Genomic DNA, 11,167 nt, shown 5'->3' with positions numbered 1-11,167 from the left:
TTTTTGGCCGCTTGCCGAATCAAATCAACAATACAGGTTCTTCGCGGGTTGACTTTAGGTACGTTAACTCAATCAACCATGAACTACAATTTTCTAGGAAACACGGGAGTGCTGGTTTCCGAAATCTGTTTGGGTACAATGACCTTCGGTGGTGAAGGCTACTGGCAAGCGATTGGCCAGCTTCAGCAGGACAGCGTCAATGAACTGGTAAAATCAGCTATTGATCAAGGCATTAATTTTATTGATACAGCCAACGTTTATTCGTTCGGGCAATCCGAGACGCTGCTGGGCGAGTCCATAAAACGATTGGGAATCGCCCGTAATGATCTGGTCATTGCCACGAAAGTGCGCGGACGGATGGGTGAGGGTAAAAATCAAGTTGGATTGGGCCGCCTGCAAATCATGCAGCAACTCGACGACAGTCTAAAACGGTTGCAGATGGACCACGTCGATCTGTACCAGATTCATGGTTTTGACCCCTCGACACCGCTGGAGGAGACCATGCGCGGTCTGGAAGATGTGGTCCGGAGCGGTAAAGTTCGCTACATCGGCTGCTCCAATCTGGCGGCCTGGCAGGTCATGAAAGCAAACGGTATCGCCGAAAAACACGGGTGGGGTAAATTTGTATCGACCCAAAATTATTATTCCATCGCGGGACGCGACCTCGAAAACGAACTCGTTCCGATGGTGCAGGATCAGCAGATGGCTATTCTGCCGTGGAGTCCATTGGCGGGTGGTTTTTTATCCGGCAAATACACCCGCGACAACAAACCAGAAGATGGCTCCCGTCGGCTTAACTTCGACTTTCCACCGGTTAATCAGGAAAAAGCGTACGAGATTATCGACGTTATGCAACGCATCGGCGAAGAGCATGGCGTATCCGTTGCCCGTATTGCGCTGGCGTGGGTGCTGGCTAAACCGGGCGTAACGAGTGTGATCATCGGGGCTAAAAATACGGATCAACTGACCGACAATATCAAAGCGGCAGAACTTAGTCTGACTATGGAACAACTCGACCGGTTGGACGAAGTAAGCGCGACACCCAAACCGTACCCGCAATGGATGATCGAACGGCAGGAACGTGACCGACTTGCTCCGGCCAGTTTTTCGCCAAACCAAGCGTCGGTTACAAAGTAAGCAGACGGACGAGCGGGGTTCACGCTTGCAAATCCGGCCTAGTCTACCGTATTTTGTGCGTATAAATCAATCACCCCGCAATGAATTTTCCCGCAGAACTGAGTTATACCCAGGATCACGAGTGGATTCGCATCGAAGCTGACGGCACCGCCGTGATCGGCATCACGGATTTCGCGCAGCATGAACTAGGTGACATCGTATACGTAGACGTTACGACCGTTGGACAAACGCTCGCCCAGGGTGACGTTTTCGGTTCGGTTGAAGCGGTCAAAACCGTATCCGATCTGTTTTTACCCATTGAAGGTGAAGTGCTGGAGTTGAACTCAGCCATTGAAAAATCACCTGAACTGCTCAATAGCGATCCCTACGGCGAAGGCTGGATCATCCGGCTCAAGCCCGCTGATGCTGGTCAGAACGACGGCTTACTGAACGCTGATGCCTATCAGGAGTTAGTTGGTGCCTGATTCACTTTTCGACAAAACTTGAGAAGGCTCCGACCGGCTTACCGCCTGTGGAGCCTTTTTTTTAAACTCACTTACCCCATGTCCTCCTTTTTGCTAAACGGCAGAGGAGATGAAGGTTATGCAACTGATACTCCGTTCTGTTCGTGTTGTTGATTCAGCGTCGTCGTTCGACGGTCAGCTGTGTGATTTACTACTTGTCAACGGCCTGGTTCGGCAAATTGGCACTGACCTGCCCGTCGAAGAGGGCGTTCGCGTCATTGAAGCGGATAATCTGCACGTTTCGCCCGGCTGGGTCGATATGCGCGTGCTGGCTCAGGACCCCGGCTTTGAACACAAAGAAGACATTACGAGCGTGTGTCAGACAGCCGCAGCCGGTGGCTTCACGGATATTGTTCTGTTGCCCAATACGCAACCCGTCATCGATAGCAAAGGCACGCTTGGCTACGTCCGACGCATGGCTGAAGGACAGCCCGTGAGTGTGCATGTTACAGCGGCTATCACCAAGAAAGCCGCTGGTGAGGACTTTACCGAAATGCTGGACCTGCACCATGCCGGAGCCATCGCGTTCACGGACGGTCACCACCCACTCCAGAATCCGGATTTGTTGCTGAAAACATTGCAGTACCTGCAACCCGTCAACGGCTTGCTCATGAACCGTCCCGAAGAAACGTTACTCACGCTTTTCGGGCAAATGCACGAAGGGATTCAGAGCACGCTGCTTGGTCTGAAGGGGCTTCCGGCGCTGGCCGAAGAGTTGATGATCGAGCGGGACTTGCGATTGCTGGATTACGTACTGGGCGTTACCGACCGGCAGACTGAGACCTCCGCCCTACCCGTGCTTCACTTCTCCACCATTTCGTCGGCGCGGTCGGTCGAGTTAATCCGGCAGGCTAAGGCACAGGGGCTACCCGTCAGTTGTGATGTTGCCGCGCATCAGCTGGTATTTGACGACTCGGCACTAGCCGGTTTTGACACCAACCTGAAAGTTAATCCGCCATTCCGCTCAGCCGACGATGTAGCTGCGCTCTGGGCGGGACTGGCCGATGGCACGATTGATGCTATTGTATCCGACCACAGCCCACAGGATGCCGAAAGCAAAAATCTGGAATTTGACCAGGCTGAATTTGGCATCATCGGCCTCGAAACCGTATTTGCTGCCGCCATCACCCACAACCGTAACCTATCGCTGACGCAACTGATTGACAAACTAACCCATCGGCCTCGCCAAATTTTGCGTTTACCGGCTGTAACGATTGCCGAAGGTCAACCCGCCAGCCTGACGCTTTTCGATCCGACAGGAACCTGGACTTATTCTAGAACCGCTTCCAAATCAAAGAATTCGCCCTTCTTAGGCCAAACGCTTATCGGACGAGTGATCGGGACTGTGCATCAGGGACAATTTAACCATTGTGCATGAAAGACTTCATTGCTTACTTCAATCATCCGTTGTTGAAAATCCCGTTCTTTAGCGGGATCGCAACGGGGGTTTTGTGCTTTTTTTACTTCCTCGCGCTGTATGCGCTGGGTGTACCGCCCCTGGGTAATATCCGGGTGCTTGATTTTGGGATTCACATTATTATGATGATTGCATCCGTCTGGTACTACCGAAAACACATTGGTCACGGGATGCTGCATTTGTGGGAAGGGATCACCATCTGCTATGTACTGAACACCTTTGCGGCATTGGTAACGGGCTGGCTGATTTACTTTTTCGTCACCCAGATCAATCCGGACGTATTTGCTGAATACGTCATTAATTCGAAGAAGTTGTTGCTCGAAGGAAAGAAACAGCTCGTCGATCAGTTCGGCCCGCAGACGTTCAAGGACCAGTGGGCGAAAGTAAGCAATATGACACCGGGCGTATTATTACCCGACGAGCTGACGAAGAAAACGGCGCTGGCTGTGCTGCCCGTCCTGATTATTTCGCTTATTTTCCGAAAGCAGGATTATAATGTTTTACGCTAATTATGAACGAACAACCAACCTCCACCCGCATTGCCTTGAAGTGGGGCCTTTTTCTGGGCCTGACATTGATCCTGATTACGTTGGTTATGTACGTAACCGATCAAAGCACGAATGGCCTGTTCAATATCCTGACCCTTGTTGCCATGATTGCTTTTCTGGTACTTGGCATGCGCGAATACAAGATGAGTACAGGCGGCTACATGACCTTTGGTGAAGGCGTTGGCCTGGGTGCTTTACTGTCGGCCATAGCCGGACTACTGTCGTCGGCATTTATTACTTTTTACAATGTTGTGATCGATCCGACGATTCAGCAGCGGATATTTGAACAAACCCGGGACAAACTGGAGGATCAGGGCTTGTCTGACGAACAGATCGATCAGGCGCTTGAAATATCGCAGAAGTTTCAGTCACCAGGCTTTACATTCATTGCGGGCGTGTTCGGTACGTTGATCATTGGGCTGCTGCTATCATTAGTTATAGCCGCCATTATACGCCAGAACAAAGCCAATCCGTTTGACTAAATAGAGTTCTATTAGCTGACCACGCTTACCTGATCAACCATCCGTGCTGGCCATTTTTCGCAAAGAAGTCAATCAGTTTTTCTCCTCTCCCATTGCGTACATCGTGATGGCCGCGTTCCTGACGGCCATTGGCCTGATGCTATGGGTCTTTCCGGATACGAGTCTGCTCGAAAACGGCTATGCCGACATGGGGACTTTCTTTAACCTGACTCCCTATGTCATGCTGTTTCTTGTACCAGCCATTACCATGCGCTCCATCGCCGACGAAGTGCGCTCGGGTACGCTGGAATGGTTATTGACAAAGCCTGTCAGCCGCTGGGGTGTAGTAGGCGGAAAATTTCTGGCAAGCTGGTCGTTGGTTATCCTGACTCTGTTGCCAACCGTTCTGTACTATGTTTCTTTATACCAGCTTGGCTCCCCGGTCGGCAATATCGATTCGGCGGGGGTATTCGGTTCTTACCTAGGGCTTTTGCTGCTGGCGGGCGTATTTGTGGCCATTGGCCTCTGGGCGTCATCGCTCAATGATAACCAGGTTGTCGCTTTTGTGCTGGGTGTCTTCTTCTGTTTCTTGCTTTACAGCGGTTTGAGTGCCCTGGCCGGTTTGTCGATAGTGGGTAGTTTATCGTATTACTTGTCGTATTTTGCTTTGGATGAGCAATACCGCTCCCTAGGCCGTGGGCTAATAGATTCGCGGAATGTCGTTTATTTGATAAGCTTAATGGCCTTTTTTTTGTTATTAACAGTGAATCGCCTGAAAACAAATGCTTAGAATTGACCTCAGCAAACTGAATTACGTAGCCGTAGCACGCTGGCTGGCTGTCGGCTGGTCGATTGTCATGCTGATAGGCTGTTTAACACCGCACGAGGAACTACCGGATACACTGACAATCTGGAACGATAAGCTACAGCACGTTGCCATATTTGCCTTGTTTAGTTTTCTCTGGAAAGAAGCTGGTTTTCGGGTGGGCACCGTCATAGTAGCCGGATTGCTGTTTGGTGCGCTGATCGAGGTTCTTCAGTATGTGTTGCCCATCAACCGTAGTGCTGACTGGGACGATCTGGCCGCTGATTTTGGCGGAACAATTCTGGGAGTCATTGCCGCTCTCATTTGGGCCAGGCTGTACCCAAACCGTTTTTAATTTTTATTCGTGAGCGCGATTTTTGGGAAATCGCCAATTTGACCACTTTAATCGTTGACCATTATGCACATTGGATTTATTGGCTTAGGTAAAATGGGGTTCAACCTCGTTGGTAACCTAGTTCGTCACGGCCATACGGTTGTTGGCTATGACATTAACGCAGCGCTGGTAGAAGATATTAAAACAGAAGGTGCTCAGGGAGCTAATACGTTGCAGGAACTGTACGATGCCTTACCCGAGAAACGCGTTTTGTGGCTGATGATTCCAGCCGGTCCGCTCGTTGATAACGTGATCGAACAATTGCTGGCCGTAATGCAGCCCGGTGATGTGGTCATTGACGGCGGTAATTCACATTACCAGGATTCGTTGCGCCGATATGCTTATCTGAAAGAAAAAGGTATCGGCTTCCTGGATTGCGGAACCAGCGGTGGCATTAGTGGCGCTTTAAACGGTGCCTGCACAATGGTCGGTGGCGATCCGGATGTGATTGAACCACTGCACGGTGTATTCAGTGATGTATCGGTTGAAAACGGCTATCTCTACACGGGTCCGGCAGGTAGCGGTCACTTCACAAAAATGGTGCACAATGGCATTGAATACGGTATGATGCAATCCATTGCCGAAGGATTTGAAGTACTTGAAAAAAGCCAGTTTCCGTTCGATTTTGAAGCCGTTGCCCGCATGTGGAGTCACGGATCGGTGATTCGCGGCTGGCTGATGGAGCTAACCGAAAACGCGTTTAAGAAAGACGCCAAACTCGACGCGATCAAAGGAAAGATGTTTTCATCGGGTGAAGGCAAGTGGACGCTCGAAACCGCACTTGACTTAGGCGTTCCGACTCCAGTTATCGCGCTTTCACTCATCATGCGCTACCGTTCGTTGCAGGAAGATACCTTCACAGGAAAAGTAGTAGCGGCTCTGCGAAATGAGTTTGGTGGCCACGCCGTCGAAAAAAAATAATATAGGCAAATGGTTAAAAAAAGAAACATATAGTACTGATAATCATCTCAGTATGTTCTTTTCTTTCGACTAATTGCCTTGTCTACTGAATTAATAGTGAATCAAATAACGGATTACTCAATTTAGTTTGTATTTTTCCGTTATAACAATAGTTTGGGCAGTCTCTATTGTCATCTATAGCACAATCGAGACTGCCTAATTTTTTACTTAACCCTTTAACCACCGTACCGTCTATGAAAGTGCTTGGCACCATTCACGACCCCACCTTTACAAGCCGCCCGTACAACCGGGTTGACCAGTTTTTTCTCGGCTACATCAAAGACGAGCGCGACCTACCCTTTGTGTACCTTACGCTTCGCATAAGTTTTACCCTGATCCCTCTGGCGGTTTTGTTATTTATGCCATTCGTAACTGGCTGGTTGTGGTGGACCGTTGCCGCCATTCATTTTTACATTAGCAATTTCGTCTTTAAAGGCCCGTTCGGACTTATGCTCCACTGCACAAGCCATCGTCCTTTCTTTAAGCCCGAATACGCGTCGCTCAACAATTACTTACCGTGGGTACTGGCTCCGTTTTTCGGCCATACACCTGAAACGTACTATAGCCATCACATTGGGATGCACCATCCCGAAAACAATCTTGAAGACGACGACAGCAGCACGATGGAATTTCAGCGTGATAGCTTTCGTAGTTTCTTAAGCTACTTCGGGCGCTTTTTTGTGTTAGGCGTTCATAACCTGCTCAACTACCTCCGCCGGAAAAACCGGACGAAGCTAGCTACACGCGCGATGCGGGGCGAGATCGCATTTGCCATCGTCTGCATAGCGCTGTGTTTTATAAACTGGCCCGCAACGGTACTGGTGTTTATCCTACCGCTGGTTATCTACCGGTTAATTGCCATGATGGGCAACTGGACTCAGCACGCGTTTGTGGATTTCGACGATCCTGGTAATGCGTATAAAAACAGCATCACCTGCATCAACGTAAAGTACAACAAAAAATGCTGGAATGATGGGTATCACATCAGCCATCACATTCGACCCGCTTTGCACTGGACGGAACACCCTTCCTTTTTCCAAAAAACAATTGATAAGTACGCCCAGAACCAAGCGATCATTTTTGACGGTCTTGACTTCCTGCAAATCTTCTTTTTGCTGATGCGCAAACGCTATGACGTACTGGCTCATCACATGGTTAATGTCGATGGTGCTTTTGACGGAGACCACGAAGCTATTGCGCTGCTGCAACGACGAACCAAGCGTATCCCAGCAACGGTTCCTGTTGCTGTAGCCGTCGTTTAAACAAAAAAGCGGACCTTTGTCCGCTTTTTTGTTTCTGTTCGTTCCCAGGTGTTAGCTGTTCCCGCTATCAATACGAGCTTCGATAATTCGTTGAATCGATGCGGGAACATTTGACAGGAAGTCGTAACCCGTCAGATCCTCCAGTGCATCAACGCTAGTCAGGTAGGCCCGCCAGGGTTTGTCGGCAGCCGTTTGATTATTTGGAATGTTAACTGCGATAATGCGCGTATCGGTTGAAACCCGTTCGGCGTCATTCGAGCCCGTCGGCAGTACCACGATGACTTTCCAGAGCGTTGCAGGAACGGTTAGCTTATCATTCGCCAGTTTGGCAGCATACCCGTTTTGCCCGGTCCCTCCGGCTCCATAGGTTCCGGCAATTACGTAAACCTCGTTACCCGTTGTCGTTAATTGCCGTTCGTACTCCTCCAGATTTTTCCAGACTTCGCGGTTATGTCGGGGTGCTTGTGGCACGATGTTAGATAGGAGAAATGTAGCGGCATTGTCGTCGGGCGAACTGTCGCGGTCGTCGGAAGGACATAGGTGTCCCCGGTCAAATCCCGTGTTTGTGTAATCCGACGTGCGAGCTGCGTACCAGCCGGTTGGAATAGCAGGATCAGGCTTAAAGTCGTTGGTACGTGGGCTGCCTCCTTTCCAGGCCGAACTCAGGTGCCAGCTAACCCAGTTCGCAATTCCCAGGCTGCGGCTGTAGGATAGCACATAAGCCGATTTAACGAGCAGATAATTATTCGGATCGCTGACTGACGCTCCGCTCGGATTACCGAGCGCCAGGTTATCATCACGCGTGGGTTCGGTTGATCCACGGCCCGTCGATTTAGGCGCTGCACTCGGTAAACAGCCATTGAGGCAAGTAATTAAACTTAACCCAATAAGAATACTTTTAAGTTGATGATGCACGCTGATTGATTTTACTGACATTCTTACGGAACTTTACCACTGAGAAAAAGTAACTTGAACCTACTTAGCCTATTAACTAGCTAAGTAATTACAAATTTGCCCATAAATAGACGAGTTATCTGCTGTCATGGCTAAAAAAAAACAACCTGCCGGACCCGGCTCAGAACGGCCCGGTCAGGACCGTCCTAATCGTCCGACTACTCCCAAACCGGCTCTGACTCCTACCAATAGTCGTCCTATACCAGGTCGCACAACCGAAACGCCGGTACGTCCGCCCATCCGGCCGACGGCTGAGAAATCGGCGTCAACGTCTGATATACCATTGGCTACACGCCCGGTCGTTTGGTGGCCGCTGGCGGTATTGGCGTTGCTTGGCTTTGTGCTTTACGCAAACACGTTTAGTCATCAGTATGCACTCGATGATATTGCAGCGGTAAGCCAGAACCTGTTCGTTAAAAAAGGGCTGTCTGGTATTCCGGACCTGATGCGAACCGAATTCTGGCATTTCAGTAATATCTCTCTTGGTTACTACCGGCCTCTATCGCTGATTACGTTTGCGATTGAACAGGAATACTTCAAAGACGATCCGAACATTAGCCACGTCATCAACGCCGGATTATACGCCCTTACCGGTCTTGTGATCGGAGCGTTACTGCAAAAGTGGTTACCAGGACAAACGATTATCGCTTTTCTGATCGGGTTGGTATTCATTGCCCATCCAATTCACACGGAAATCGTCGCTAATATCAAAGGACGTGACGAGATTTTGAGCTTCCTGTTTATCTCACTCATGCTACTTTCCTACTGGCGTTATCTGGAAACCAAGCAGAGCGGCTGGATTGTTGGCGCCTGTGCGTCTTTGTACCTCGCCTTCCTATCCAAAGAATCGTCTATTGTCAGTCTTGGCTTGATTCCAGCCATGCAGTATTGGTTCGCACGCCGGAATGTCTGGCAATCACTGATTAGCTTGTGGCCGTTCCTGATCGTAGCCGCTTTGTTTTTCTACCAGAAACAGAAAATGATCGGCACGCTGAGCGGTACGCCCCCCGTCGATTGGGCGAACTATCCGTATGCTATCGAGAAATCGCAGAAATCGACCACGTTTAAGTTTTTGCTTTATTACATCCGTCTGCTGGTTTTGCCGCATCCGCTGGTATACGATTATTCGTACAACGTTATTCCATCAGGTAGCAAAGGCGATTGGATGACTTGGGCAGGGTTCTTCACGTTTGTTGGTCTGATCTGGTTAACCTGGAAAGGCTTCGTGAAACGGACGCTATGGGGTTTCGGTTTGTTCTGGTTCTTCGTGACCATGACACCGGGTCTGGGCTTCATCTGGCTGCGGGGCGGCATTTTTGCCGAACGTTTTGCTTACGCAGCGGTAATGGGCTTTGGCTTTGTCCTGATCTGGGCCTTGCAGAAACTGCTGGTAAAAGAATCGGCCACTAGCACCGAGGAACAACCTGCAAAACCCGTTTTCGCCCGTTATGCGCCTGTTCTTGGCATTATGGCCGTCGTAGCGGGATTGTACTCGTTTAAGACTGTAGAACGTAACCGGGATTGGGAAAATAACTTCGTGCTGTTTAACTCCGCTCTCCCCTATGCGCCCAACAGTTGTCAGGTACAGCGGCACGTAGCCAACGAGTGGATCGAGAAAGGGCTTAAAGACCGTAATAAAGCGGATTCTATTGCCAACGTGACAAACGCGATCAAGCCCAAGCCATCGCCCGAGCAAATCAAAAAAGCTCAGACGTTGATTGACTCCAACATTGCACACGCCAACGTCCACGGTCGCTGGGCACTCGATCACCTGCAACAATCGACTCGGATTTACCCGAACTTCGGCGAAGCGTATTTTTCGATGGCTTACGTGTTTCAAAAAATCACGCCTAACGTCGATTCGGCCAAGTATTACTACAAGCAAACGATTCGGGCGGCCAACGCTTATGCACCCGCTTATAACAACCTGGGGGTGATCTATCAGGGCGAAGGTTTCGCGCAGAACAACGCGCAGAAATTACAACTGGCTTCCTACTATTACAACCGGTCGATGGTGGTGAACCCAGCCTACGTTGACGGCCAGAATAATCGCGCTAATCTGATGAAAGCGACGGGCCTGGACGTGAAGTTTTTGCCGGATTCTATTCTAAATAAGTACTAATAACCACTACTACCTTCATTCCAAAAAAAAGACCCGCTGGATTCTAGCGGGTCTTTTTTTTGGAATGAAGGTAGTAGTGTGCTATTGCTTGTTAAGCGATTCCTGGCAGTTATCAACGGTCATGTCTTTCATATCCCGCTTGGCCGTATTTTCGGTCACTTCCGACATTTCCAGCCGTGTCCGGGTAATACTTGATTTGATATCGCCCTTAACGTAGTATTTTTTACCAGCATCCGCATCGAGTTCGAGTTCCGTTTCACGCTTGAACACTTCGATACCGCCCCGTTGCGCCGTTATGGCTAATTTGCCCGGCTTCGCCTTGTACTCAATGTATTTGTTGTTGCTCAGCTTACAGATCTTCTCACCGTTGACGTAGATACTATAATTCAGAGCAGATCCATAAAACTGGCCACTCCGATAAATGTAAATGGTCGCGAGATCATCCGTTCGGTCAACACTAATCCGGTCGCTCCGAAACGCCGACATCAGAAAGCAAAAACAAAGCAGTATCAGTAAAGATAACTTTCTCATGGTTGAACGTAAAGTCAAATGATGAATTGTCGATTTTACTTGTGCCAAAATAAGAGATGATCCTCTTTTAATG

12 protein-coding genes are annotated in these 11,167 nt (G+C 49.5%); 10 read left to right on the top strand and 2 right to left on the bottom strand.

Annotated features, from left to right (window positions below; all coding sequences use genetic code 11):
- Positions 1 to 78: 78 nt before the first annotated feature.
- The 9 genes from M0L20_RS11700 (at position 79) to M0L20_RS11660 (ending at position 7,487) form a co-directional block, all read left to right on the top strand.
- A complete protein-coding gene (locus M0L20_RS11700) occupies positions 79 to 1,137 on the top strand; it encodes an aldo/keto reductase (RefSeq protein WP_248477114.1) in 1,059 nt (352 codons plus the stop codon).
- An 80-nt stretch (positions 1,138 to 1,217) separates the two neighbouring features.
- A complete protein-coding gene (gcvH, locus tag M0L20_RS11695) occupies positions 1,218 to 1,601 on the top strand; it encodes a glycine cleavage system protein GcvH (protein WP_232561149.1) in 384 nt (127 codons plus the stop codon).
- 118 nt (positions 1,602 to 1,719) lie between these two features.
- Entirely contained in the window at positions 1,720 to 3,018 is a 1,299-nt protein-coding gene (locus M0L20_RS11690; protein WP_248478076.1) for a dihydroorotase, read from the top strand.
- The gene (locus tag M0L20_RS11685) at positions 3,015 to 3,566 is read left to right on the top strand and encodes a DUF4199 domain-containing protein (protein ID WP_232561148.1); all 552 of its coding nucleotides are present in this window, start codon (positions 3,015 to 3,017) and stop codon (positions 3,564 to 3,566) included. Before M0L20_RS11690 ends, M0L20_RS11685 begins: the two co-directional genes overlap by 4 nt.
- Before the next feature lie 2 nt (positions 3,567 to 3,568).
- The gene (locus M0L20_RS11680) at positions 3,569 to 4,087 is read left to right on the top strand and encodes a DUF4199 domain-containing protein (protein ID WP_232561147.1); all 519 of its coding nucleotides are present in this window, start codon (positions 3,569 to 3,571) and stop codon (positions 4,085 to 4,087) included.
- 43 nt (positions 4,088 to 4,130) lie between these two features.
- A complete protein-coding gene (gene gldF, locus M0L20_RS11675; protein ID WP_232561146.1) occupies positions 4,131 to 4,856 on the top strand; it encodes a gliding motility-associated ABC transporter permease subunit GldF in 726 nt (241 codons plus the stop codon).
- Positions 4,849 to 5,226: a VanZ family protein gene (locus M0L20_RS11670; protein ID WP_232561145.1), complete on the top strand. Its 378-nt coding sequence runs from the start codon at positions 4,849 to 4,851 to the stop codon at positions 5,224 to 5,226. Before gldF ends, M0L20_RS11670 begins: the two co-directional genes overlap by 8 nt.
- Positions 5,227 to 5,289: 63 nt before the next feature.
- Positions 5,290 to 6,186 (top strand): phosphogluconate dehydrogenase (NAD(+)-dependent, decarboxylating), encoded by an 897-nt coding sequence (gene gnd, locus M0L20_RS11665; RefSeq protein ID WP_232561144.1) that lies wholly within the window; start codon positions 5,290 to 5,292, stop codon positions 6,184 to 6,186.
- A 233-nt stretch (positions 6,187 to 6,419) separates the two neighbouring features.
- Positions 6,420 to 7,487, top strand: a complete 1,068-nt coding sequence (locus M0L20_RS11660) for a fatty acid desaturase family protein (RefSeq protein ID WP_232561143.1) — start codon at positions 6,420 to 6,422, stop codon at positions 7,485 to 7,487.
- 51 nt (positions 7,488 to 7,538) lie between these two features.
- Here the strand turns inward: M0L20_RS11660 and M0L20_RS11655 are convergent, their stop codons facing one another.
- Positions 7,539 to 8,423, bottom strand: coding sequence for a DNA/RNA non-specific endonuclease (locus tag M0L20_RS11655; RefSeq protein ID WP_248477113.1), 885 nt, complete (start codon positions 8,421 to 8,423; stop codon positions 7,539 to 7,541).
- Positions 8,424 to 8,529: 106 nt separating this feature from the next.
- Here M0L20_RS11655 and M0L20_RS11650 point away from each other — a divergent pair, with 106 nt between their 5' ends.
- On the top strand, positions 8,530 to 10,563 hold the full coding sequence (locus M0L20_RS11650) for a glycosyltransferase family protein (RefSeq protein WP_248477112.1): 2,034 nt from the start codon (positions 8,530 to 8,532) through the stop codon (positions 10,561 to 10,563).
- A gap of 81 nt (positions 10,564 to 10,644) precedes the next feature.
- Here M0L20_RS11650 and M0L20_RS11645 read toward each other — a convergent pair whose 3' ends face one another.
- Entirely contained in the window at positions 10,645 to 11,094 is a 450-nt protein-coding gene (locus M0L20_RS11645) for a DUF2846 domain-containing protein (protein ID WP_248477111.1), read from the bottom strand.
- Positions 11,095 to 11,167: the final 73 nt, after the last annotated feature.

Source organism: Spirosoma liriopis (genome assembly GCF_023196085.1).
GTDB lineage: Bacteria > Bacteroidota > Bacteroidia > Cytophagales > Spirosomataceae > Spirosoma > Spirosoma oryzicola.
Note: the sequence above shows the minus strand (reverse complement) of the source record. Positions and strands in the feature narration are given on the sequence as shown.